This window comes from Cupriavidus oxalaticus (assembly GCF_016894385.1).
In the GTDB taxonomy this organism is placed as follows: Bacteria; Pseudomonadota; Gammaproteobacteria; order Burkholderiales; family Burkholderiaceae; genus Cupriavidus; species Cupriavidus oxalaticus.
Genome location: NZ_CP069812.1, coordinates 2,462,594 through 2,488,017, shown reverse-complemented (window position 1 = coordinate 2,488,017; position 25,424 = coordinate 2,462,594). Strand labels below are relative to the sequence as shown.

At 67.1% G+C, this 25,424-nt stretch carries 21 protein-coding genes; 18 read left to right on the top strand and 3 right to left on the bottom strand.

Features of this window, described 5'->3' with window-relative positions; translation table 11 throughout:
• Positions 1-35 precede the first annotated feature (35 nt).
• Both rnhA and JTE92_RS23840 read right to left on the bottom strand, forming a co-directional pair.
• A complete protein-coding gene (rnhA, locus tag JTE92_RS23845; RefSeq protein WP_063238201.1) occupies positions 36-473 on the bottom strand; it encodes a ribonuclease HI in 438 nt (145 codons plus the stop codon).
• 66 nt (positions 474-539) lie between these two features.
• Positions 540-1,271, bottom strand: coding sequence for a class I SAM-dependent methyltransferase (locus tag JTE92_RS23840; protein ID WP_174544850.1), 732 nt, complete (start codon positions 1,269-1,271; stop codon positions 540-542).
• Between the two features lie 144 nt (positions 1,272-1,415).
• Here JTE92_RS23840 and gloB point away from each other — a divergent pair, with 144 nt between their 5' ends.
• From gloB to JTE92_RS23765, 15 genes are all read left to right on the top strand, one after another.
• Positions 1,416-2,216 (top strand): hydroxyacylglutathione hydrolase, encoded by an 801-nt coding sequence (gene gloB, locus JTE92_RS23835; RefSeq protein WP_063238200.1) that lies wholly within the window; start codon positions 1,416-1,418, stop codon positions 2,214-2,216.
• Positions 2,217-2,348: 132 nt separating this feature from the next.
• Positions 2,349-4,040 (top strand): transglycosylase SLT domain-containing protein, encoded by a 1,692-nt coding sequence (locus JTE92_RS23830; RefSeq protein ID WP_063238199.1) that lies wholly within the window; start codon positions 2,349-2,351, stop codon positions 4,038-4,040.
• Positions 4,041-4,205: 165 nt separating this feature from the next.
• A complete protein-coding gene (locus JTE92_RS23825) occupies positions 4,206-6,098 on the top strand; it encodes a propionate--CoA ligase (RefSeq protein ID WP_063238198.1) in 1,893 nt (630 codons plus the stop codon).
• A 168-nt stretch (positions 6,099-6,266) separates the two neighbouring features.
• Positions 6,267-8,621 (top strand): bifunctional salicylyl-CoA 5-hydroxylase/oxidoreductase, encoded by a 2,355-nt coding sequence (locus JTE92_RS23820; protein ID WP_063238197.1) that lies wholly within the window; start codon positions 6,267-6,269, stop codon positions 8,619-8,621.
• Complete coding sequence (locus JTE92_RS23815; protein WP_063238196.1) at positions 8,618-9,421, top strand: SDR family NAD(P)-dependent oxidoreductase; 804 nt, start codon at positions 8,618-8,620, stop codon at positions 9,419-9,421. Before JTE92_RS23820 ends, JTE92_RS23815 begins: the two co-directional genes overlap by 4 nt.
• A 37-nt stretch (positions 9,422-9,458) precedes the next feature.
• Complete coding sequence (locus JTE92_RS23810) at positions 9,459-10,310, top strand: enoyl-CoA hydratase family protein (RefSeq protein ID WP_063238195.1); 852 nt, start codon at positions 9,459-9,461, stop codon at positions 10,308-10,310.
• A gap of 14 nt (positions 10,311-10,324) precedes the next feature.
• Entirely contained in the window at positions 10,325-11,494 is a 1,170-nt protein-coding gene (locus tag JTE92_RS23805) for an acyl-CoA dehydrogenase family protein (protein WP_063238194.1), read from the top strand.
• Positions 11,495-11,544: 50 nt separating this feature from the next.
• Positions 11,545-13,242 (top strand): AMP-binding protein, encoded by a 1,698-nt coding sequence (locus JTE92_RS23800; RefSeq protein ID WP_063238193.1) that lies wholly within the window; start codon positions 11,545-11,547, stop codon positions 13,240-13,242.
• Positions 13,239-13,664, top strand: coding sequence for an acyl-CoA thioesterase (locus JTE92_RS23795; protein WP_063238192.1), 426 nt, complete (start codon positions 13,239-13,241; stop codon positions 13,662-13,664). The genes JTE92_RS23800 and JTE92_RS23795 overlap by 4 nt, the downstream gene beginning before the upstream one ends.
• Before the next feature lie 57 nt (positions 13,665-13,721).
• Entirely contained in the window at positions 13,722-14,132 is a 411-nt protein-coding gene (locus tag JTE92_RS23790; protein WP_063238191.1) for a RidA family protein, read from the top strand.
• Between the two features lie 346 nt (positions 14,133-14,478).
• Positions 14,479-15,615, top strand: coding sequence for a glutamine-hydrolyzing carbamoyl-phosphate synthase small subunit (carA, locus tag JTE92_RS23785; RefSeq protein WP_063238190.1), 1,137 nt, complete (start codon positions 14,479-14,481; stop codon positions 15,613-15,615).
• A 47-nt stretch (positions 15,616-15,662) separates the two neighbouring features.
• A complete protein-coding gene (gene leuE / locus JTE92_RS23780) occupies positions 15,663-16,334 on the top strand; it encodes a leucine efflux protein LeuE (RefSeq protein WP_063238189.1) in 672 nt (223 codons plus the stop codon).
• Between the two features lie 100 nt (positions 16,335-16,434).
• Positions 16,435-19,683 carry a carbamoyl-phosphate synthase large subunit gene (gene carB / locus JTE92_RS23775; protein WP_063238188.1) on the top strand — a complete coding sequence of 1,083 codons (3,249 nt, stop codon included), beginning with the start codon at positions 16,435-16,437 and terminating at the stop codon, positions 19,681-19,683.
• Positions 19,684-19,946: 263 nt separating this feature from the next.
• Entirely contained in the window at positions 19,947-20,423 is a 477-nt protein-coding gene (greA, locus tag JTE92_RS23770; protein ID WP_063238187.1) for a transcription elongation factor GreA, read from the top strand.
• 6 nt (positions 20,424-20,429) lie between these two features.
• Entirely contained in the window at positions 20,430-20,933 is a 504-nt protein-coding gene (locus JTE92_RS23765; RefSeq protein WP_063238186.1) for a DUF4149 domain-containing protein, read from the top strand.
• Between the two features lie 44 nt (positions 20,934-20,977).
• On the opposite strand, the gene JTE92_RS23760 is transcribed toward JTE92_RS23765, so the two are convergent.
• Positions 20,978-21,481, bottom strand: coding sequence for a YhbY family RNA-binding protein (locus JTE92_RS23760; RefSeq protein ID WP_063238185.1), 504 nt, complete (start codon positions 21,479-21,481; stop codon positions 20,978-20,980).
• Between the two features lie 198 nt (positions 21,482-21,679).
• On the opposite strand from JTE92_RS23760, the gene JTE92_RS23755 reads away from it, so the two are divergent.
• From JTE92_RS23755 to folP, 3 genes are all read left to right on the top strand, one after another.
• Complete coding sequence (locus JTE92_RS23755) at positions 21,680-22,345, top strand: RlmE family RNA methyltransferase (protein ID WP_063238184.1); 666 nt, start codon at positions 21,680-21,682, stop codon at positions 22,343-22,345.
• Positions 22,346-22,496: 151 nt separating this feature from the next.
• Complete coding sequence (gene ftsH, locus JTE92_RS23750; protein WP_063238183.1) at positions 22,497-24,380, top strand: ATP-dependent zinc metalloprotease FtsH; 1,884 nt, start codon at positions 22,497-22,499, stop codon at positions 24,378-24,380.
• A gap of 134 nt (positions 24,381-24,514) precedes the next feature.
• The gene (gene folP, locus JTE92_RS23745) at positions 24,515-25,390 is read left to right on the top strand and encodes a dihydropteroate synthase (protein ID WP_198065746.1); all 876 of its coding nucleotides are present in this window, start codon (positions 24,515-24,517) and stop codon (positions 25,388-25,390) included.
• The last annotated feature ends 34 nt before the right edge of the window (positions 25,391-25,424 follow it).

The following is a 25,424-nucleotide window of genomic DNA, read 5'->3' as shown; positions in this document are numbered from 1 at the left end:
TTGCCCCGCGGTTCTTGTTGTGGCGTTGCGGCGGTTCAGCGGCCGATCGATTCGACGCCGCGGTTGGCCAGGGCATCGGCGCGTTCGTTGCCGGGATGGCCATTGTGGCCGCGCACCCAGTGCCAGGAGATCTGGTGCCCCTGGGTCAGCGCATCGAGCTCCTGCCACAGGTCGGCGTTCTTCACCGGCTTCTTGTCGGCGGTCTTCCAGCCGCGGGCTTTCCAGCCGGGCAGCCATTCGCTGATGCCTTTCTGGACATATTGCGAGTCGGTATAGACGCGCACGGTGCACGGCCGCTTGAGCGCGCGCAGCGCTTCGATCACCGCAGTCATTTCCATGCGGTTGTTGGTGGTGTTGGGCGCGCCGCCGAACAGTTCTTTTTCATTGGTGCCGGCGACGAGCACCGCACCCCAGCCGCCGCGGCCAGGGTTGCCCTTGCAGGCGCCGTCGGAGTAGATCGTGACTTCTTGCATGGAATTCCGTTGGGGGCCGGCCGCGCAGCGCGGCCGGCGCATGGGTTGTGCCGCCGTGCTGCCGGCTCAGTGATCGTCCCCGGGCGTCTTGCCGTGGGTACCGGTGGGCGTTGCCACCGGCGTTGCCACCGGTGCCAGCGCCGGCTTGGCTTTCCACGCCGGGCCGACCAGCCGTATGTTGCGCACGCGCTTGATCGCCGAGATCATATAGACCGCGCCGAAGATCGGCCACCAGCGGTCGCCGGCCTTTTCCATGAAGGCGGTGCGCTGCAGCCAGCGCTCGGTGCGGTAGGGCGGGCAGTAGCAGCCGAAACGGCCGCGGATGATATCGAAGCCGAGCAGCTTGAGCCAGTCCTTGATGCGCACGAAGCCGATCTGCTGGGCATCGGTCGGCAGGAAGGGCGTGGCGCCGAGCCGGTTCATGCCCTGGCGCGCGCCCCACAGGCTCATCGGGTTGAAGCAGGTGACCACCACGCGCCCTTCGGGCATCAGCACGCGCGAGACTTCGCGCAGCACTTCGTGGGGGTCTTCGGCAAATTCCAGGATATGGGGCAGGGTTACCAGGTCGACGCTCTGCGTGTCGAACGGCAGCTCGTCGAAGCGGCACAGCAGCTGGCGCGCGTCCGGATGTGCCGCGCGCGGCCCGTGCGGCCCGCTGGCCGGATCCAGCGCCAGCGCCGAGAACGGCATCCGGTTTTCGCGCAGGGTATCGACGTGCGGCATGCCCAGCTGTACGGCGTGGTAGCCGAAGATGTCCGCCACGGTGCGGTCGTACTGCTGCGCCTCCCAGCGCAGCATGTACTGGCCGGGTGGCGAGGCCAGCCAGTCTTCCCAGCTTACAATCGGGCCATTGGGACCATTCGGGCCATTCAGGCGGCGCTGGTCGCGTTGGCCGTACTCGCCGTTCTGGCGATTGGGACGATTGGACATAGGAGCATGCGCATGTTGAAGGTTGAGCCGATCCCGGCGTTCCAGGATAACTATATCTGGGCCATCCACGACGGGCATCACGCCGCCGTGGTCGATCCCGGCGAGTCGGCGCCGGTGGAGCAATTTCTGGCGCAGCGGGGGCTGGCTCTGGGCGCTATTGTAATCACCCATCACCACGGCGATCACCAGGGCGGCGTCGCCGACCTGCTGGCGGCACACCCGAGCACGCCCTCGGGCGCGCAGATGCCGGTGCTCGGGCCCGCCGGCGAACGTATCGGCGGGCGCACCCGGGCGCTGCGCGAAGGCGACGAAGTGACGCTGGCCGAGCCCGCGGTGACGCTGCGGGTGCTGGACGTACCCGGCCATACCGCCGGCCATATCGCCTACGTGGGCGACCTGGGCGAAGCGGGCCGCGCCGTGTTCTGCGGCGACACGCTGTTCGCCAGCGGCTGCGGGCGCCTCTTCGAGGGGTCCCCGGCGCAGATGCTGGCGTCGCTGGACAAGCTGGCGGCCCTGCCGGGCGACACCCGCGTCTACTGCGCCCACGAGTACACGCGCAGCAACGTGCGCTTCGCCCGGGCGGTCGAGCCGGACAATGCCGCGCTGGCGGCGTGGGAGCAGCGCGTCGATGCGCTGCGTGCCGCGGACACGCCGACGTTGCCGACCACCATCGCCCACGAGCGCGAGGTCAACCCCTTCCTGCGCTCGCGCGAGCCGGCGGTGCGTGCCGCGGTGTCGGCGCACGGCGGTGCCACCGACAGCGACGCCAAAGCGTTCGGGGCGCTGCGCGGGTGGAAGGACAATTTCCGCTAAATTGAAGGCAGGCCCGGCCGAAAACCCTTGTGAGTCAAGGCTTTCGGGCTGCCACCTGGAAAATCTGATTGACGCGATAGGCCGTTTTTTTTAGCATCACGCATCCTTTTAGCGTCACGATTCGAGAATTTAATGAAAATTGGTCGATTACTGGCGGTAGTTGCGTGTGCGGCGCTGCTTGCAGCCTGCGCCAGCACCCCTACGCCGCCTGACGCCGATGCCAACGGCGCGACCGCCCAGACCGCCAGGCGCCAGGATCCGCTCAATTCGCTCAGCGACAAGTCGGCGCTGTCATCCACCACCACCATCAATGTCGACCAGGGCGGCCTGGACTGGCTGCGCGGGCCGTCCAACGACATCTGGGACCGGATCCGGCGCGGCTTTGCCATGGAGGACCTGGAGGGCACGCTGGTCGATGACCGGACCCAGTGGTATGCGCAGCGCCCGGAATACATGGAGCGCATGGTCGGGCGGTCGAGCCGCTACCTGTACCACATCGTCGAGGAGCTGGAGCGCCGCAAGATGCCGACCGAGCTGGCGCTGCTGCCGTTCGTCGAGAGCGCGTTCAACCCGCAGGCCCAGTCCAGCGCCAAGGCCGCCGGCATGTGGCAGTTCATTCCCAGCACCGGCAAGTCGTACAACCTGAAGCAGAACATGTTCCGCGACGAGCGCCGCGACGTGCTGGCCTCGACCGATGCCGCGCTCGACTACCTGCAGCGGCTCTATGACATGTTCGGCGACTGGCACCTGGCACTGGCCGCCTACAACTGGGGCGAGGGCGCGGTGTCGCGTGCGATCGCGCGCAACCAGGCACGCGGGCTGCCGACCGACTACGCCAGCCTGACCATGCCCAACGAGACGCGCTACTACGTGCCGAAGCTGCAGGCGGTCAAGAACATCATCGCCAACCCGGCGGTATATGGCGTCAGGCTGCCGGAGATCCCGGACCATCCGTACTTCGTCACGGTGACCACGTCGCGCGATATCGACGTGAACCTCGCCGCCAAGCTGGCGGACATGACGCTGGAAGATTTCAAGGCGCTGAACCCGTCGTTCAACCGGCCGGTGATCCTGGGGGCGTCCAATCCGCAGATCCTGCTGCCGTTCGACAATGCCGAGCGCTTCCAGTACAACCTGAACACCTATCGCGGCGGGCTGTCGAGCTGGACCGCGGTCACGGTGGACGGGCGCGAGCGCGTCGAGTCGCTGGCGGCGCGGCTCAATGTCGATGCCGACACGCTGCGCGAAATCAACAGCATTCCCAAGGGCATGCGCCTCAAGGCCGGTTCGACCGTGATGATCCCGCGCTCGGGCCGCCACGACCAGGACATCAGCGCGAGCCTGGCCGACACCGCCATGCTGGCGATGGAGCCCGACCTGCCCGATGCGCGCCGCGTGGTGGTGCGCGCAGGCCGGCGCGATACGGTGGCGTCGGTGGCGCGGCGCTACGGCGTGTCGCAGGGCCAGGTGCAGTCGTGGAACAAGCTGTCCGGCACCAAGCTGGTGGCAGGTCAGAGCCTGGTGCTGATGGTGCCGGTGCGCGGCGCCGGCGCGGTGCGTGCGGCGCGTGCCGAACGGGCGGACCGGGCCGAGCGCGAAGAGCGCGCCGCGCGCGGCAGCAAGGGCGGGATCGTGCGCGTGTCGGCGCAGGGGGCCAGGGGCAAGGCCGAGCCGCGCAAGCGCATCACGGTGGAAGCCTCCGCGCGCCGCGGTGCCAAGGCGGCACCGGCCAGGGTGGCGCGCGAGGCCAAGGCGGGCCCGGTGGTGAAGGCATCGGCCAAATCCAGCGTCAAGGCCAGCAGCAAGGGCAGCAAGACGCGCTGAGCGCAGTGCCCGAGAGCAAAAAGGCGTGCCGGCGGCACGCCTTTCTTACATCTGCCGTGGGCATCGGCAGCGGGCGGCGCCCCCCGAATCCCGTTTCCCCCGAGCCCGCGCCGGTGGCAAACTACCGTCATCATCACAACGACCGCAGACGCGGAGGAGACTGCCATGACGGCAAGCCATGCCGTGCATGCCCGTTCGCTGGCCGACCCGCAGGGGTTCTGGGCCGAACAGGCGGCGCGCATCGATTGGGAAACCCCGTTCGACCAGGTGCTCGACAACAGCCGCGCGCCATTTACCCGCTGGTTCGTGGGCGGGCGCACCAACCTGTGCCACAACGCGGTCGACCGCCACCTGGCGGCGCGCGCCAGCCAGCCGGCGCTGCACTGGGTCTCGACCGAAGTCGACCAGTCCCGCACCTACACCTATGCCGAGCTGCACGACGAGGTCAACCGCATGGCGGCGATCCTGCAGGGGCTGGGGGTGCAGAAGGGCGACCGCGTGCTGGTCTACATGCCGATGATCCCGCAAGCGGCGTTTGCGATGCTGGCGTGCGCGCGCATCGGCGCGATCCATTCGGTGGTGTTCGGCGGCTTTGCCTCGGTGAGCCTGGCGGCACGGATCGAGGACGCCCGCCCGCGCGTGGTGGTCAGCGCCGACGCCGGCTCGCGCGCCGGCAAGGTGGTGCCGTACAAGCCGCTGCTGGACGAGGCCATCCGCCTGTCGTCGCACCAGCCTGAGAAGGTGCTGCTGGTCGACCGCCGGCTGGCCGACATGCCGCGCACCGAAGGCCGCGATGAAGACTATGCCGCCTGGCGCGACCGCGTGGCCGGCGCGCAGGTGCCGTGCGCATGGCTGGAGTCCAGCGAGCCCTCGTATGTGCTCTACACCTCCGGCACCACCGGCAAGCCCAAGGGCGTGCAGCGCGATACCGGCGGCTACGCGGTGGCGCTGGCCACGTCGATGGAATACATCTTCTGCGGCAAGCCGGGCGACACCATGTTCACGGCCTCCGACATCGGCTGGGTGGTCGGCCACAGCTATATCGTCTACGGCCCGCTGCTGGCCGGCATGGCGACGCTGATGTACGAGGGCACGCCGATCCGCCCGGACGGCGGCATCCTGTGGCGGCTGGTCGAGCAATACAAGGTCAACCTGATGTTCAGCGCGCCCACCGCGATCCGCGTGCTGAAGAAGCAGGACCCGTCCTGGCTGACCCGCTACGACCTGTCCAGCCTGCGCCTGCTGTTCCTGGCCGGCGAGCCGCTGGATGAACCCACCGCGCGCTGGATCCAGGACGGCCTGGGCAAGCCGGTGGTCGACAACTACTGGCAGACCGAGTCGGGCTGGCCGATTCTCGCGATCCAGCGTGGCATCGACCCGCTGCCGCCCAAGCTGGGCTCGCCGGGGGTGCCGGCCTACGGCTACGACCTGAAAATCGTCGACGAGAACACCGGCGAGGAATGCCCGTCCAACCAGAAAGGCGTGGTCGCGATCGACGGGCCGCTGCCGCCGGGCTGCATGAGCACGGTGTGGGGCGATGACGACCGCTTCGTGCGCACCTACTGGCAGGCGGTGCCGAACCGGCTGTGCTATTCCACCTTCGACTGGGGCGTGCGCGACGAGGACGGTTATGTCTTTATCCTCGGGCGCACCGACGACGTGATCAATGTCGCCGGCCACCGGCTGGGCACGCGCGAGATCGAGGAAAGCCTGTCGTCCAATCCGGCCGTGGCCGAAGTGGCGGTGGTCGGCGTGCAGGACGCGCTCAAGGGCCAGGTGGCGATGGGCTTCTGCATCGCGCGCGACCCGGGGCGCACCGCCACCGAGGCGGACCGGCTGGCGCTGGAGGGCGAACTGATGAAGACCGTCGAGCAGCAGCTCGGCGCCGTGGCGCGTCCGGCGCGCGTATTCTTTGTCAATGCGCTGCCGAAGACGCGTTCCGGCAAGTTGCTGCGGCGCGCGATGCAGGCGGTGGCGGAAGGGCGGGATCCCGGCGACCTGACCACGATCGAGGATCCGGCGGCGCTGGAGCAGGTCCAGGCCGCGCTGAAGGGCTGACGCGGGTGCGCCAGGCGGTGTGAGGTGTCGAACCGGACACTTCGCACCGCGGGCTTGCCACGGCTCGTGATGCAGTCTAATATTTGAAGCATAAAATATTTAGGTCTGATCTAGATCGTGATGCCGCCGGGCAGCATTGCCGGGCGCGGCCCCAGCAGGAGGCAACAGATGCGAGTGCTTTGTATTGGCGGCGGACCGGCCGGGCTGTACTTCGGCCTGCTGATGAAGCTGCAGGATCCGGCCAACGAGGTCGTCGTGGTCGAGCGCAACCGGCCCTATGACACCTTCGGCTGGGGCGTGGTGTTCTCCGACGCCACCATGGACAACCTCAAGCAGGCCGATCCGGACAGCGCCGCCGAGATCAACGCCGCCTTCAATCACTGGGACGATATCGACATCCATATCGGCGGCCGCACCATCCGCTCCGGTGGCCACGGCTTTATCGGCATCGGCCGCAAGCGCCTGCTCAATATCCTGCAGGCGCGCTGCGAAGCGCTCGGCGTCAGGCTGGTATTCGAGAACGATGTCACCGACGACCAGGCGCTGGCGATGCAATACCAGGCCGACCTGGTGATCGCCTCGGATGGCCTGAACAGCCGCATCCGCACCCGCTACGCCGAGACCTTCCGGCCCGACATCGACACGCGCCAGTGCCGCTTTGTCTGGCTGGGCACGCACAAGCTGTTCGACGCCTTCACTTTCGCCTTCGAGAAGACCGAGCACGGCTGGTTCCAGGCGCATGCCTACCGCTTCGACGACAACACCTCGACCTTTATCGTCGAGACGCCGGAATCGGTCTGGCAAGCCGCCGGCATCGACCAGATGAGCCAGGAAGAGGGCGTGGCGTATTGCGAGAAGCTGTTTGCGCGCTACCTCGACGGCAACAAGCTGATCACCAATGCGTCGCACCTGCGCGGCTCGGCGATCTGGATCCGCTTCCCGCGCGTGATCTGCCGCCAGTGGGTGCACTGGAATACGTTGCCGGACGGCCGTCGCGTGCCGGTGGTGCTGATGGGCGATGCCGCGCACACGGCACACTTCTCGATCGGCTCCGGTACCAAACTGGCACTGGAAGATGCGATCGACCTGGCCGAAGAGATCCGCGGCAGCGGCCACGACGGCCTGCCCGATGCGCTGGCACGCTATGAAGCTACGCGCGGCGTGGAAGTGCTGAAGATCCAGAATGCCGCGCGCAACTCGACCGAGTGGTTCGAGAACGTCGAGCGCTACGCCGGCAGCCTGCCGCCGGAGCAGTTCGCCTATTCGCTGCTGACGCGTTCGCAGCGCATCTCGCACGAGAACCTGCGCGTACGCGACGCCGATTATGTGGCGCAGTTCGAGCACTGGCTGGCGCAACGGGCCGGCGTGCCGCAGCAAAGCCTGAAGCTGCGCGAGCCCGAGCCGTTGCCGCCGATGTTCACGCCGTTCCGGCTGCGCGGCGTCACGCTGAAGAACCGCGTGGTGGTGTCGCCGATGGCCATGTACTCCTGCACCGATGGCATGCCGGGCGACTTCCACCTGGTTCACCTCGGTTCGCGCGCGCTGGGTGGCGCCGGCATGGTGGTGGCGGAAATGACCTGCGTGTCGCCCGATGCGCGCATCACGCCGGGCTGCCCGGGCTTGTGGAACGATGAGCAGCGCGACGCATGGAAGCGCATCGTCGATTTCGTGCATGCCAGCAGCGATGCGCGCATCGCCATGCAGATCGGCCACTCGGGCCGCAAGGGGTCGACGCAGCTCGGCTGGGAGGCGATGGACCATCCGCTGCCGGAGGGCAACTGGCCGGTGATGTCGGCCTCGCCGTTGCCGTACCTGCCTGGCGAGTCGCAGACCCCGCGCGAGATGACGCGCGCCGACATGGACCGCGTGCGCGACGATTTCGTGGCCAGTGCCCGCCGCGCGGCCGAAGCGGGTTTTGACTGGCTCGAGCTGCACTGCGCCCACGGCTACCTGCTGTCGAGCTTTATCTCGCCGCTGACCAATACGCGCAACGACGAATACGGCGGCTCGCTGGCGGCGCGGCTGCGCTATCCGCTGGAGGTGTTCGAAGCGGTGCGCGCGGTATGGCCGCAGGACAAGCCGATGTCGGTGCGCATCTCGGCGCACGACTGGGTCGAAGGCGGCATCACGCCCGACGACGCCGTCGAGATCGCCCGCGCCTTCAAGGCCGCCGGCGCCGACATGATCGATTGCTCGTCGGGACAGGTCAGCCCGGACCAGGCGCCGGTGTATGGCCGCATGTACCAGACCCCGTTCGCCGATCGCATCCGCAACGAGGCGGGCATTGCCACCATTGCCGTCGGCGCGATCTTCGAGGCCGATCATGTCGACTCGATCATCGCCGCCGGCCGCGCCGATCTTTGCGCGATCGCGCGTCCGCACCTGGCCAACCCGGCGTGGACGCTGCAGGAAGCCGCGCGCATCGGCTACCGCGACATCGCCTGGCCCAAGCAATACCTGGCGGGCAAGCGGCAACTGGAAACCAATCTCGAACGCGCCGCGGCGCAGGAGAAGCAGGCATGACCGGCAGCACGGCAACACTGGCCGGCAGGCACGCGCTGGTCACCGGCGGCGGGCGCGGCATCGGCGCCGCGATCGCGCGGCGTCTGCTGGCCGACGGCGCCAGCGTCACGCTGCTGGGGCGCGATGCCGGCACGCTGCAAGCGACGGTGCAAGTCCTGCGCGAGCAGGCACCGGCGGGCGCCATCGTGTCGTTCGTCACGGCCGATATTGCCGATGCCGGCAGCGTGGCGCGCGCCTTTGCCGCGGCCACGGAGCAGGCCGGTCCGGTATCGATGCTGGTCAACAACGCCGGGCAGGCGCACAGCGCCCCCTTCATGAAGACCGATGCCGCGCTGTGGCAGCGCATGCTCGACGTCAACCTGACCGGCACCTTCCTGTGCACGCAGGCCGCGCTGCCGGCGATGCTCGAAGCCGGCTGGGGCCGCATCGTCAACGTGGCCAGCACCGCCGGGCTGATCGGCTACGGCTACGTCAGCGCCTATTGCGCGGCCAAGCATGGCGTGATCGGACTGACGCGCGCGCTGGCGCTGGAGGCCGCGGCCAAGGGCGTGACCGTCAACGCGGTCTGCCCCGGCTACACCGAAACCGATATCGTGCGCGACGCCGTCGCCAACATCGTCGGCAAGACCGGCCGCACCGAGGACCAGGCGCGCGCCGAACTGGCCGCGCGCAATCCGCAGCGCCGTCTGGTGCAGCCCGAGGAAGTGGCCGACGCCGTGGCATGGCTGTGCCAGCCGTCCGCCGGCGCAATCACCGGGCAGGCGATCCCGGTGGCCGGCGGCGAAGTGATGGCGGGCTGACAAGGCAAGAACCTGAGCAAGGACCTGAGAGACAACCATGACTGAAATCGCACTCGACATGCGCCACCACAAGCGCAGCTTTGCCGGCTACGAGCCGCGGCATTTCCTGTGGTCGGTGTCGGACGACGGCAAGGTCGGCACCATCACGCTGAACCGGCCGGAGCGCAAGAACCCGCTGACGTTCGACTCCTATGCCGAGCTGCGCGACCTGTTCCGCGCGCTGTGCTACGCCAGCGACATCAAGGCAGTGGTGGTCACCGGCGCCGGCGGCAATTTCTGCTCGGGCGGCGACGTGCACGAGATCATCGGGCCGCTGACGCAGATGACCATGCCCGAACTGCTCGACTTCACGCGCATGACCGGCGACCTGGTCAAGGCGATGCGCGCGTGCCCGCAGCCGGTGATCAGCGCGGTCGACGGCATCTGCGCGGGCGCGGGCGCGATGATGGCGCTGGCTTCGGACATGCGGCTGGGCACGGCGCAGGCCAGGACCGCGTTCCTGTTCGTACGCGTGGGCCTGGCTGGCGCCGACATGGGCGCGTGCTCGCTGCTGCCACGCGTGATCGGGCAGGGGCGTGCCAGCGAGTTGCTCTACACCGGCCGCGCCATGAACGCGGACGAGGGCCTGCAGTGGGGCTTCTTCAACGCGCTGCATCCGTCCGAAGCCGTGCTGGCACAGGCGCAGGCACTGGCCGCCCAGCTCGCCGCGGGGCCGACCTTCGCCCATGGCGTGACCAAGAAGCTGCTGCACCAGGAATGGAACATGGGGCTGGACGAGGCCATCGAAGCCGAAGCCGAGGCGCAGGCCATCTGCATGCAGACGCGCGATTTCCGCCGCGCCTACGAGGCCTTCGTGGCCAAATCCAAGCCGGTGTTCGAAGGCGACTGAGCCAGGGAGCCGCGATGTCAGACAAGACCTATCTCGACCTGCCGCTGTTCGACGACGCGCACCGCGCGCTGGAGCGCGAGCTCGACGCCTGGTGCGCGCAACACCTGCATGTCGACCACGGCGATACCGACGCCGCCTGCCGCGCGCTGGTGCGCCAGCTCGGCGAGGCGGGCTGGCTGCGCTATTGCGTGCCGGCCGCGCACGGCGGCGCGCTGCCCGCGCTCGACTCACGCTCGCTGTGCCTGCTGCGCGAGACGCTGGCGCGCCACGACGGCCTGGCCGACTTTGCCTTCGCGATGCAGGGGCTGGGCTCCGGTGCGATCTCGATTGCCGGCAGCGAGGCGCTGCGCGCGCAATACCTGCCGCGTGTGGCGCGCGGCGAGGCTATCGCCGCCTTTGCGCTGTCCGAGCCCGAGGCCGGTTCCGATGTCGCGGCGATGCAATGCAGCGCGCGGCTGTCGGAAGACGGCAAGCACTATGTGATCGACGGCGCCAAGACCTGGATTTCCAACGGCGGCATCGCGGACTTCTATTGCGTGTTCGTGCGCACCGGCGAAGCGCCCGGCGCGCGCGGCATCTCGGCCTTCGTGGTCGACGCCGATACGCCGGGCCTGGCCATCGCCGAGCGCATCGACGTGATCGCGCCGCACCCGCTGGCCACGCTGCGCTTCGACAACTGCCGCGTGCCGGTCGGCAACCGGCTGGGCGAGGCGGGGCAGGGCTTCAAGGTGGCGATGATGACGCTCGACATCTTTCGCGCCTCGGTGGCGGCGTCGGCCCTGGGCTTCGGCCGTGCCGCGCTGGATGACGCGCTGGCGCGGGCCTGCGAGCGGCCGATGTTCGGCGGCGTGCTGGCTGACCTGCAGCTGACGCAGGCCGCCATCGGCGACATGGCGACCGCAATCGACGCGGCCGCGCTGCTGACCTATCGCGCGGCCTGGCTGCGGGACGTCAGGAAAGAGCGCACCACGCGCGAAGCGGCGATGGCCAAGATGGTCGCCACCGAGAACGCGCAGCAGGTCATCGACCGCGCGGTGCAGATGTTCGGCGGCCTCGGCGTCAAGGTCGGCACGCGCGTGGAAAGCCTGTACCGCGAGATCCGCTCGCTGCGCATCTACGAAGGCGCCACCGAGGTGCAGAAGCTGATCATCGCCCGCGAAACACTGGCCGGCCGGAAGGGCTGAGCCGTCCGCCCCGGAACTGCCGTACCGACAGAGCAGACAGGAGACAAGCCATGGCGACCACCGCCCATCTCGATACCTTCGCCCGCGACCGCCTGCCGCCGCCCGAGCAGTGGCCGGTGTTCCGCTTCAATGCCGACACCGATTACCCGGCGCGGATGAACTGCGCGGTGGAGCTGGTCGACCGCCACGTCCGCGAAGGCCGCGGCGAGCGCATCGCCATCCGCCATCGCAACGGTCAGACGGGCAAGGTCGAGACGGTCACCTATGCGCAGGTGGCGGCGCTGGTCAACCGCATCGCCCATGTGCTGGTCGAGGACATGGCGCTGGTGCCCGGCAACCGCGTGCTGCTGCGCGGCCCCAACAACCTGATGATGGCGGCAAGCTGGCTCGCCACCATCAAGGCCGGCCTGATTGCCGTGCCGACCATGCCGCTGCTGCGCGCGAAGGAGCTGAAGCAGATCGTCGACAAGGCGCAGGTCACCGCGGCGCTGTGCGATGCGCGGCTGCGCGAGGATCTCGATGCCAACCAGCGGGCCGGCGGGGAATTCCATTGCCCGAGCCTGGCGCGCGCGCTGTATTTCAACGGCACCGGCGAGGGTTCGCTGGAAGCCGCGATGGCGGGCAAGCCCGACAGCTTCGATGCCTGCGACACCGCCAGCGACGATATCTGCCTGATCGCCTTCACCAGCGGCACCACCGGACAGCCCAAGGGCACGGTCCATTTCCATCGCGACGTGCTGGCCATGTGCGACCTGTTCCCGCGCCATGTGCTGCGCTCCGTGCCGGACGATATCTTCTGCGGCACGCCGCCGATCGCCTTCACCTTCGGGCTGGGCGGCATGCTGTGCTTCCCGCTGCGCATCGGCGCCAGCACGGTGCTGGCGGAGAAGCTGACGCCGGAAGCGCTGCTGGAACTGATCCACGACTTCCGCGCCACCATCGTCTTCACCGCCCCCACTTTCTACCGGCAGATGGCGGCGCTGGCGCCGCGCTTCGATATCTCCAGCCTGAGGCACAGCGTGTCGGCCGGCGAGGCGCTGCCCGACGCCACGCGCCAGAGCTGGAAAGCCGCCACCGGCATCGAGATGACCGATGGCATCGGCGGCACCGAGATGATGCATATCTTTATCTCGAGTGCCGGTGCCGAGGTCAGGCCGGGCGCGATCGGCAAGGTGGTGCCCGGCTACGTGGCGCAGATCGTCGACGACGAGATGCGGCCGCTGCCGCCGGGGCAGGTCGGCAAGCTGGCGGTGCAGGGCCCGACTGGCTGCCGCTACCTGGACGATCCGCGCCAGGCCAACTACGTGAAGGCGGGCTGGAACCTGCCGGGCGATACCTTCACGGTCGATGCAGACGGTTACTACTTCTACCAGGCGCGCTCCGACGACATGATCATCTCGGCCGGCTACAACATCGCCGGCCCCGAGGTGGAGAGCACGCTGATGCAGCACGAGTCGGTGGCCGAGTGCGGCGTGGTCGGCGCACCCGACGACGGGCGCGGGCAGGTGGTCATGGCCTACGTGGTGCTGCGCGAAGGCGTGCCCGCGGACGACGCCACGCGCACCGCGCTGCAGGACTACGTGAAACGCCAGATCGCGCCGTACAAATATCCCCGCCGCATCGAGTTCGTGCCGGCGCTGCCGCGCACCGAGACCGGCAAGCTGCAGCGCTTCCGGCTGCGCCAGATGGCGGAGGAGGGCAATGGCACTAACCACGCTGGCACTAACCACGGTGGGAGCCAATCATGAGCCCGGTCTTCCGCAGCACCGTCCTGGTGCGCTTCAAGCACTGCGACGCGGCCGGGATCGTGTTCTACCCGCGCTACTTCGAGATGCTCAACGACTTCATCGAAGACTGGTTCGGCGAAGCGCTGGGGTGGCCCTTCGACGTCATGCACGGCGAAGGCCGGGCCGGCGTGCCGACCGCGGAGCTGGAATGCCGCTTCCTGGCGCCGAGCCGGCTGGGCGAGGTGCTCACGCGCGAGCTGCGCGTGCTCAAGCTCGGCCAGTCCAGCTTCACGCTGGCGATCCGCTTTGCCGGCCCTCACGACGATACCCGCATGGAAGTGACGCAGCGGCTGGTCTGCGTCGACACCGGCTCGATCGCGCCACAGCCGTTGCCGGAGGCCGTGCGCGAGGCCATGGCGGCCTACCTGGTAAGCGCGGCCTGACCGCCCCATGACTGAATTTCCAATCCATTGATACAGATCGCAACAGGGACATCCACCATGAAAATCCTGCAGCCGCCCGACTGGGCGCCCCCGCGTGGCTACGCCAACGGCATGATGGCCGAGATCCAGGCCGGCAGCCGCCTGCTCCTTGTCAGCGGCCAGATCGGCTGGAACGGCAAGTGCGAGTTCGAGACCGACGATTTCGGCCTGCAGGTGGCGCAGGCGCTGCGCAACGTGGTCGACGTGCTGGCCGCCGGCGGGGCCAGGCCGGAACATATCGCGCGCATGACCTGGTATGTGAAGGACAAGGCGGAATATGTCGGCGCCTATGGGGCGATCGGCCAGCACTACCGCGCCATCATCGGCCGGCACTTTCCGGCGATGACGGCGGTCGAAGTGGCCGACCTCGTCGAGCCGCGCGCCAAGGTGGAAATCGAGGTGACGGCGGTCGTTCCGCCGGCTGCGTAACGGGCTCTGCACACCGCCGGATGGTGGCGCGGGCACCGGTGCGGCAGGTGCCCGCGGCGGCGCCCGCGTGATGCAAGTCCTTGAAAACTTGAGAAATTGGGTGGCGCGGGATATAATTCGAAAGTTTCGCTTTCAGAACCCTTCACCCTAGCGCCAACCGCTTTCCACCTTCCGCCGCCCCCATCCGCGCCGCCTTTGCCGTTCGCACTTGATGTGATGCAAAGAGCAGGCCGCGACCGGATCCGACCGCATCGGCGCAATGCCGCTGCCGCCGTCATGGATCCAGCCTGGGAGGCACGAGGCGTCGATTGGTCGGTCACGGGGTGAGTCCAGCAGGAGCCTACCCGTGTTACCGTCTTTTCCGTCCGCCATTCTCGCGCTAGCAGACGGCACGGTCTTTCGTGGCTATTCCATTGGCGCTTCCGGCCATACCATCGGTGAAGTGGTGTTCAACACCGCCATCACCGGTTACCAGGAAATCCTCACCGACCCGAGCTATTCGCGGCAGATCGTCACGCTGACGTATCCGCATATCGGCAACTACGGTGTCAATCCTGAGGATGTCGAAGCCACGAAAGTCCATGCCGCCGGCCTGATCATCAAGGATCTGCCGATCCTGGCCTCCAATTTCCGCAAGGAACACACCCTCGCGCACTACCTGAAGCAGGAAAAGGTGGTGGCGATCGCCGGCATCGATACCCGCAAGCTGACCCGCATCCTGCGCGAGAAGGGCGCCCAGAACGGCTGCATCCTGGCTGGCGAGGACAACGTGCAGAAGGCCATCGACCTGGCCCGCTCCTTCCCCGGCCTGGCCGGCATGGACCTGGCCAAGGTGGTCTCGGTCAAGGAGCCGTACGAGTGGACCCAGTCCGAATGGGCGCTGGGCCAGGGCTACGGCAAGCAGGACAAGCCGCAGTTTCACGTGGTCGCCTATGACTACGGCGTCAAGTTCAACATCCTGCGCATGCTGGCCGAGCGCGGCTGCAAGGTGACGGTGCTGCCGGCCCAGGCCAGCGCCGCCGACGCGCTGGCGCTGAATCCGGACGGCGTGTTCCTGTCCAACGGCCCCGGCGACCCCGAGCCGTGCGACTACGCCATCGCCGCCACGCGCGAGTTCATCGAGCGCGGCATCCCGACCTTCGGCATCTGCCTGGGCCAGCAGATCATGGCCCTGGCCGTCGGCGCCAAGACGCTGAAGATGAAGGCCGGCCACCACGGCGCCAACCACCCGGTCAAGGACCTGGAGGACGGCCGCGTGATGATCACGTCGCAGAACCACGGTTTCGCGGTCGACGCCGACACGCTGCCCGCCAACGCGCGCGTGACCCACGTGTCGCTGTTCGACGGCACGCTGCAGGGCTTCGCGCTGACCGACAAGCCGGCGTTCTGCTTCCAGGGTCACCCGGAAGCCTCGCCTGGCCCGAACGACGTGGCTTACCTGTTCGACCGCTTCATCCAGCACATGACCGACGCGCGCAAGTAAGCTTGCAAATTAGCGCGCCCGGACAGCGCTGGACCACGGGACATCCCATGAACGCCTTCATGCAAACCGCCTTCGGCATCACCGATTTCTGGACCTACCTGCTCGGCACGATCTTTATCGTGCTGCTGCCGGGGCCGAACTCGATGTACGTGCTGTCGGTGGCGGCGCAGCGCGGCGTGCGCGCCGGCTACAAGGGCGCGTGCGGGGTGTTCCTGGGCGACTTCGTGCTGATGGTGCTGTCGGCGGCGGGCGTGGCTTCGCTGCTGAAGGCCAGCCCGGCGCTGTTCTACGTGGTGAAGTACATCGGCGCGGCCTACCTGGCGTGGATCGGCTTGAGCATGCTGCGCGGCGCGGTGCGCAACTGGGCCGCGCGCGGCGATGCGGCCGCCGCGGCGTCGGTGGGCAAGGCCGACCAGTCCGACCCGTTCCGCAAGGCGTTGCTGATCAGCCTGCTGAACCCGAAGGCGATCCTGTTCTTCATCTCGTTCTTCATCCAGTTCGTTGATCCGGCCTTCGGCTACCCGGTGCTGTCGTTCTCCGTGCTGGGTGTGGTTGCCCAGCTATGCAGCTTCGCCTACCTGACCACGATCATTTTCGTGGGTGCCAGGCTGGCCGATGCATTCCGGCGCCGCCGGCGCCTGTCGGCCGGGATGGCGAGCGGGGTCGGGGCGATGTTTATCGGCTTCGGCGCCAAGCTGGCGACGGCCACCATGAACTAGCGGCAACAGCGGACAGACTGACATTTTCGAATCCCGACGGATTCCCTGATTACCGGCGCGGCCCGCATGCAAGCGGGCCGGCCCATAAAGAGAGCGTGCAATGCCAAAACGCACAGACATCAAGAGCATCCTGATCATCGGCGCCGGCCCCATCATCATCGGCCAGGCGTGCGAGTTCGACTACTCCGGCGCCCAGGCCTGCAAGGCCCTGCGCGAAGAAGGTTTCAAGGTCATCCTGGTCAACTCGAACCCGGCGACCATCATGACCGACCCCAACACGGCCGATGTGACCTACATCGAGCCGATCACCTGGGAAGTGGTCGAGCGCATCATCGCCAAGGAGCGCCCGGACGCGATCCTGCCGACCATGGGCGGCCAGACCGCGCTGAACTGCGCGCTGGACCTGCACCGCCACGGCGTGCTGGACAAGTACAAGGTCGAGCTGATCGGCGCCTCGCCCGAGGCCATCGACAAGGCCGAGGACCGCCAGAAGTTCAAGGACGCGATGACCAGGATCGGCTTGGGCTCGGCCAAGTCCGGCATCGCCCACTCGATGGACGAAGCCGTGGCCGTACAGGGCCGCATCGCCCAGGAAACCGGCACTGCCGGCTATCCGATCGTGATCCGCCCCTCGTTCACGCTGGGCGGCACCGGCGGCGGCATCGCCTACAACCGCGAGGAATTCGAAGAGATCTGCAAGCGCGGCCTGGACCTGTCGCCGACGCGCGAGCTGCTGATCGAGGAATCGCTGCTGGGCTGGAAAGAGTACGAGATGGAAGTCGTCCGCGACAAGCAGGACAACTGCATCATCATCTGCTCGATCGAGAACCTGGACCCGATGGGCATCCACACCGGCGACTCGATCACCGTGGCCCCGGCGCAGACCCTGACCGACAAGGAATACCAGATCCTGCGCAACGCCTCGCTGGCCGTGCTGCGCGAGATCGGTGTCGACACCGGCGGTTCCAACGTGCAGTTCTCGATCAACCCGAAGGACGGTCGCATGATCGTCATCGAGATGAACCCGCGCGTGTCGCGTTCGTCGGCGCTGGCGTCGAAGGCCACCGGCTTCCCGATCGCCAAGGTCGCGGCCAAGCTGGCCGTCGGCTACACGCTGGACGAACTGAAGAACGAGATCACCGGCGGCGCGACCCCCGCGTCGTTCGAGCCGTCGATCGACTATGTGGTCACCAAGGTGCCGCGTTTCGCCTTCGAGAAATTCCCGCAGGCCGACAGCCACCTGACCACGCAGATGAAGTCGGTGGGCGAGGTGATGGCGATGGGCCGCACCTTTCAGGAATCGTTCCAGAAGGCGCTGCGCGGGCTGGAAGTCGGGGTGGACGGCCTGGACGATAAGTCGACCGACCGCGACGAGATCGTCGAGGAGATCGGCGAGGCGGGCCCGGACCGCATCTGGTACGTGGGCGACGCGTTCCGCCTCGGCATGTCGCTGGAAGAGGTGCACGCCGAGACCGCCATCGACCCGTGGTTCCTGGCCCAGATCGAGGACATCGTCAAGACCGAGGCCCAGATCAAGGCACGCACGCTGGAAAGCCTGTCGGCTGCCGAACTGCGCTACCTGAAGCAGAAGGGCTTCTCCGACCGCCGCCTGGCCAGGCTGCTGAAGACCGACGCCCGCGCCGTGCGCGAAGCGCGCATCGCCAACAAGGTGCGCCCGGTCTACAAGCGCGTGGACACCTGCGCGGCCGAGTTCGCCACCAACACCGCCTACATGTACTCGACCTACGAGGCCGAGCATGGCGAGTGCGAGGCCAACCCGACCGACAAGAAGAAGATCATGGTGCTGGGCGGCGGCCCGAACCGGATCGGCCAGGGCATCGAGTTCGACTACTGCTGCGTGCACGCCGCGCTGGCGCTGCGCGAAGACGGGTACGAGACCATCATGGTCAACTGCAACCCGGAAACCGTGTCGACCGACTATGACACCTCGGATCGCCTGTACTTCGAGCCGGTGACGCTGGAAGACGTGCTCGAGATCGTGGCGATCGAGAAGCCGGTCGGCGTGATCGTGCAGTACGGTGGCCAGACCCCGCTGAAGCTGGCGCTGGACCTGGAAGCCAACGGCGTGCCCATCATCGGCACCAGCCCCGACATGATCGACGCCGCGGAAGACCGCGAGCGCTTCCAGAAGCTGCTGCAGGACCTGGGTCTGCGCCAGCCGCCCAACCGCACCGCGCGCGCCGAGGATGAAGCGCTGCGTCTGGCCGAGGAAATCGGCTACCCGCTGGTGGTGCGCCCGTCGTACGTGCTGGGCGGCCGCGCGATGGAGATCGTGCATGAGCCGCGCGACCTCGAGCGCTACATGCGCGAAGCGGTCAAGGTGTCGAATGACTCCCCGGTGCTGCTGGACCGCTTCCTGAACGACGCCATCGAGTGCGATGTCGACGCCCTGAGCGACGGCAAGCGCGTGTACATCGGCGGCGTGATGGAGCACATCGAGCAGGCCGGCGTGCACTCGGGCGACTCCGCCTGCTCGCTGCCGCCGTACTCGCTGTCGGCCGAGACCGTGGCCGAACTGAAGCGCCAGACCGCCGCGATGGCCCGCGCGCTGAACGTGGTCGGCCTGATGAACGTGCAGTTCGCCATCCAGCAGAACAACGGTGTCGACACCGTCTACGTGCTGGAAGTGAACCCGCGCGCCTCGCGCACCGTGCCGTACGTGTCCAAGGCCACCGGCATGCAGCTGGCCAAGATCGCCGCGCGCTGCATGGCCGGCCAGTCGCTGGACGAGCAGGGCATTACCGACGAGGTGGTGCCGCCGTACTACAGCGTCAAGGAAGCCGTGTTCCCGTTCAATAAGTTCCCGGGCGTCGATCCGGTCCTCGGACCTGAAATGCGTTCCACCGGCGAAGTGATGGGCGTGGGCAAGACCTTCGGCGAGGCACTGTTCAAGAGCCAGCTGGCCGCCGGTTCGCGCCTGCCGGAAAAGGGCACCGTGCTGATCACCGTGAAGGACAGCGACAAGCCGCGCGCCGTAGCCGTGGCCCGCATGCTGCACGACCTGGGCTATCCGATCGTCGCCACCCGCGGCACGGCCTCGGCCATCGAGGCCGCCGGCATCCCGGTCAAGGTGGTGAACAAGGTCAAGGACGGCCGTCCGCACATCGTCGACATGATCAAGAACGGCGAACTGGCGCTGGTGTTCACCACCGTCGACGAGACCCGCGGCGCGATCGCGGATTCGCGTTCGATCCGTACCTCGGCGCTGGCCAACCGCGTGCCTTACTACACCACCATCGCCGGCGCCAGCGCCGCGGTGGAGGGACTGAAGCACATGCAGAGCCTGGAGGTCTATGACCTGCAAGGCCTGCACGGCACGCTGGCGTAAGCCACGCTGCACATTGCCATCCCGCCGGGCGCTTGCGCCCGGTCAAGGGGCGGCAGCGCCCGGAAGCCCGCCGGTGTTGATGCCGGCGGGCTTCCTGGCCTAAACTACGTCAAATTCGTCGATCGAATCGGCCTGGCACACCAGCTAAGCAGTGTGAGGCCCTTCGGTCCTGTCTGAAAGCCGCGGTTGAGCGGAAGTGCCCTGGCAGGTATGGCCAGGATGGCTCCAGCTCCGCTGCGGCTCATTTTTTTGTTGAAGAAGACATGAGCACCATTCCGATTACCAAGCGTGGCGCCGAGCTGCTCAAGGAAGAGCTGCAGCGCCTCAAGGCTGTCGAGCGTCCGGCGGTGATCAATGCCATCTCCGAAGCGCGTGCGCAGGGCGACCTGTCCGAAAACGCCGAATACGATGCCGCCAAGGAAAAGCAGGCCTTTATCGAAGGCCGCATCCTGGAAGTCGAGTCCAAGCTGTCGACTGCGCAGGTCATCGACCCGACCCAGCTGGATACCGACGGCCGCATCGTCTTCGGCGCGACCGTGGACCTGGAAGACCTGGAGTCCGGCAGGCCGGTCAGCTACCAGATCGTGGGCGATGACGAGGCCGACCTCGACACCGGCAAGATCTCGGTCAGCTCGCCGATCGCGCGTGCGCTGATCGGCAAGTTCGAAGGCGACGTCGCCACCGTGCTGGCCCCTGGGGGCGAGCGCGAGTACGAAGTCATTACCGTCCGCTATATCTGAGGCCGCTTGTTCTCCTCTTCCTATAACAGCCTGCCGCCGTTGCCGCACCGGCTATTCCTGCTGCTGACGGTGATGTGGGCGGGTAGCCTGTGGACGGTTGGCTACATGGTGGCACCGACGCTGTTCTCGGTGCTGCCCAGCCGCGAGATGGCCGGCATGATCGCCGGTCACCTGTTCCATACCGAAGCCATCGTCGGCGTGACCATCGGCGTGCTGCAACTGGTACTGTGCAACGTGATGATCCGCCGCGGCGCCAATCGCTATCGCAGCCTGCGCTGGGTGGTGCTCGGCATGCTGTGCTGCGTGCTGGTCGGCTATTTCGGCATCCAGCCGTTCATGGGCAGCCTGAAGGAAAAGGCGCAGGCGCTGGGGCTGGGGGTTTCGGAATCGCCTTACCAGGCGCAGTTCGGCATGCTGCACGGCGTGTCGAGCGCTTTCTACCTGCTGCAAAGCCTGCTCGCGCTGGTGCTGGTGTGGCGCGCTTCGGCGCCGCGTTCGGCCGGGGAGTGAGTGCTGCGGCCACCGGGCGGTGGCCGCGTCGATGCTGCGGGCGGTCAGCCCAGGGCTTTTTTCTTCTGGCTGGTCGGCCGCGAGCGCGCGCGCTTGACGTTGCCGCCCGCGGTGACGCGCTCGTTGCCGAGTACGGTCACTTCCTTGCGCGTCGGGCGCCGATTCGGTGCGGCGCTGGGTTTCTTGACCGTCACCGTGCGCGGCGCGGCGCCGCCACGGCGGGCCGGGGCAAGCCGGCCCAGGCTATCCGGCTGGTTTTCCTTCAGCCGTGCCTCGCCCGGGCGCCAGACCACCAGCAGCTTGCCGATATGCTGGATCGGCGCGGCGTGCAGCGCGTCGCAGATTTCTTCGTAGATGGCAACGCGCGCGTCGCGGTCATCGCCGAACACGCGGATCTTGATCAGGTCGTGCGCGGCCAGGCTGCGGTCGATTTCGGCCAGGACGGCGCGGGTAAGGCCTTCGGCGCCGACCATGACGACCGGGTTCAGGGCATGGGCACGGGAGCGCAGTTCGGAGCGCTGGGCAGGAATCAGTTGTAGTGCGGGCATAGGTTGGCGCCGGGGGCGCTGGGGTTTGGTGCGCGGCGGGCCCGGCAGGTGCCGGTTCGGCAGGCGGGCGGAGCGCGAATTGGCGCGTATTATCCGTCAATCCGGCACTGTCGGGCGGCAAAATCATCAAAACAGTAGAAAAACCTTGGGCATGCGGCGCGCGCCGCGTGCCGGGGCAGGGAACAGGCTGGATCTGGCATGGCAAAGAACAAGTTCAACCATTCGTGGCTGCACGACCACATCAACGACCCGTACGTGAAGATGGCGCAGCGGGAGGGCTACCGTGCCCGCGCCGCCTACAAGCTCAAGGAAATCGACGAGCAGGACAAGCTGATCCAGCCGGGCCAGGTTATCGTCGACCTGGGCGCCGCCCCGGGCAGCTGGAGCCAGTACGCGCGCAACAAGCTGGCTGCGTCGAACCGGGCCAGGGATGGAAAAATCGACGGCGCGGTGGTGGCGATCGATATCCTGCCGATGGAACCTGTCGCAGACGTCACTTTCATTCAGGGCGATTTCCGTGAGGAAGAGGTGTTCCGGCAACTTGAAAGCCTGGTGCTGGAAGCATCCGGCGGCGACAAGATCGATCTTGTTATCTCCGACATGGCCCCCAATTTGTCCGGTGTGGCCTCCGCCGATTCGGCCCGGATCGAGTACCTGTGCGATCTGGCCCTTGAGTTTGCGCAGGCCCACCTGAAGCCGGAAGGCGCATTGCTGGTAAAGTGTTTCCACGGGAGCGGCTACAGCCAGATCGTGGAGAAGTTCAAACGGCAGTTCAAAGTGGTCGCGAAGCGCAAGCCCAAGGCGTCACGCGACAAATCTTCCGAAACCTTTATCCTTGGGCGCTACCTCAAGACGGTGAATTGACCGATTTCGAGACAAGCCAGGGCGAAATAAGAAGGGAAAAGTGCCCCACCCGCAGCTATCGGCGTCATAGTTTCTCTGTTTCCCCCCGAGGGCGGGCGCTGCATTACAATGCAGTTATCCGTTGGCAAGGCAATTGCAAAGGAGTTCGGCCTTGAATAACAACCTGTTTCAAAAGGCGGCAATCTGGCTCGTGATCGCGCTGGTGTTGTTTACCGTCTTCAAGCAGTTCGACAAGCCCCGTGCGCAGGACAGCGTCACCTATTCGCAGTTCATGGATGACGCCAAGAACGGCAAGGTGTCGCGTGTCGACGTGCAGGGCCGCAACCTGGTGGTCTCACCCAAGGAAGGCGCCAAGTACACCATCATCTCGCCGGGCGACATCTGGATGGTCGGCGACCTGATGAAGTACGGCGTCCAGGTGACCGGCAAGGCGGATGATGAACCCAACGTGCTGGTCCAGGCCCTGTATTACCTCGGGCCGACCATGCTGATCATCGTGTTCTGGTTCTACATGATGCGCCAGATGCAAGGCGGCGGAAAAGGCGGCGCGTTCTCATTCGGCAAGTCGCGTGCGCGCCTGATCGACGAGAACCAGAACGCCGTCACGTTCCAGGACGTGGCCGGCTGCGACGAGTCCAAGGAAGAGGTGGTCGAGCTGGTCGACTTCCTGAAGGATCCGCAGAAATTCCAGAAGCTGGGCGGCCGCATCCCGCGCGGCGTGCTGCTGGTCGGTCCTCCGGGTACCGGCAAGACGCTGCTGGCGCGTGCCATCGCCGGCGAGGCCAAGGTGCCGTTCTTCAGCATCTCGGGTTCCGACTTCGTTGAAATGTTCGTCGGCGTGGGCGCGGCGCGTGTCCGCGACATGTTCGAGAACGCCAAGAAGCAGGCACCCTGCATCGTGTTCATCGATGAAATCGACGCGGTCGGCCGCCATCGTGGCGCCGGCATGGGCGGCGGCAACGACGAGCGCGAGCAGACCCTGAACCAGATGCTGGTCGAGATGGACGGCTTCGAGGCCAACTCCGGCGTGATCGTGATCGCCGCGACCAACCGTGCCGACGTGCTGGACAAGGCGCTGCTGCGTCCGGGCCGTTTCGACCGCCAGGTCTACGTGGGCCTGCCGGATATCCGCGGCCGCGAGCAGATCCTGAAGGTCCATATGCGCAAGGTGCCGATCGGCAACGACGTCGATGCCTCCGTGATCGCGCGCGGTACCCCGGGCTTCTCGGGCGCCGACCTGGCCAACCTGGTCAACGAGGCCGCGCTGTTCGCCGCCCGCCGCAACAAGCGCGTGGTCGACATGCAGGACTTCGAGGACGCCAAGGACAAGATCTACATGGGTCCGGAGCGCAAGTCGACGGTCATGCGCGAGGAAGAGCGCCGTGCCACGGCTTACCACGAGTCGGGCCATGCGGTGGTTGCCAAGCTGCTGCCCAAGGCCGACCCGGTGCACAAGGTCACCATCATGCCGCGTGGCTGGGCGCTGGGCGTGACCTGGCAGCTGCCCGAGCATGACAAGTATTCGAAGTACAAGGACAGCATGCTGGAAGAGGTTGCGATCCTCTTCGGCGGCCGCGCGGCGGAAGAGGTCTTCCTCAATGCCATGAGCACCGGCGCCTCCAACGACTTCGAACGTGCCACCAAGATCGCCCGCGACATGGTGACCCGCTTCGGCATGAGCGATTCGCTCGGCGCCATGGTCTACGTGGATACCGAGCAGGATGGCATGTTCGGCAAGCTGTCGTCGAAGACCGTGTCGGAAGCCACGCAGCAGAAGGTCGACGCGGAGATCCGCCGCATCATCGACGAGCAATACGCGCTGGCCAAGCGCCTGCTCGAAGATAACCGCGACAAGGTCGAGGCCATGACCAACGCGCTGATGGAGTGGGAAACCATCGACGCCGACCAGGTCAACGACATCATGGCCGGCAAGCCGCCGCGCCCGCCGCGCAGCGCGTCGGGTCCGAACGGTGGCGGCAGCACGCCTTCGGGCGGCTCGCCGGTGGCGCCGACCAACGCGCCTGCCACGGCCTGATCGGATCAGTTCGTCGGCCTGACGACGCCTGCATGCTGGCTGTGTAATGCATGACCCTGAAGCCGGTGCCTGGTGCACCGGCTTTTCCTTTTGCGCGGCCGGGCTCGCGCACCGCTTGATTGAGTATTCCGACCTTGCAGCAGACTCCACAGACCCGGTATTTCCAGTGCGGACGCTTCCGCTTTGCGCTCGACCAGCGCCCGCTCGTGATGGGCATCCTCAATGTGACCCCCGACTCCTTCTCGGACGGCGGCCAGCACGCCGGCCGCGATGCCGCTGTGCGCCACGCCGAGCAGATGCTTGCGGAGGGCGTGGACATCATCGATATCGGCGGCGAATCCAGCCGCCCGGGCTCGGCCGCGTTGCCGCTCGAGGATGAACTGGCGCGCGTGATCCCGGTGGTCGAGGCATTGCGCGACTGCGGCAAGCCCCTGTCGATCGACACCTACAAGCCCGAGGTCATGCGCGCCGCGCTCGCGGCCGGTGCGGATCTCATCAACGATATCTGGGGCTTCCGCATGCCAGGCGCGGTGGAGGCACTGGCGGCGCCGCAGGCGGGACAGGCCGGGCTGTGCGTGATGCACATGCAGCGCGATCCGCAGACCATGCAGGAGGACCCGCACTACGACGATGTGGTCGGCGAAGTGGCGGGCTTCCTGGCCGAACGCATCGCGGTGCTGCGCGCCGCCGGCATCGACGACGCGCGCATATCCCTCGATCCGGGGTTTGGCTTCGGCAAGACGCCGGATCATAATCTGCGCCTGCTCGGCCAGTTGCCGCGGATGGCGCTGGAAGGGCTGCCGGTGCTGGCGGGGATCTCGCGCAAGTCCACCCTGGGCGCGATCCTGGGCGGCCGCCCGCCACAGCAACGAATTGCCGCCAGTATTGCTGCCGCGGTGTGTGCGGTAGAGCGCGGTGCATTTATCGTACGCGTGCATGATGTGGAGCAGACCGTGGACGCGGTCAAGACCTGGTGGGCCGTGCGCAATGAATCCGTCACGGCAGCCTGATCCGCCGCCGTCCACCCAAGGCAGGCGCCGCAGA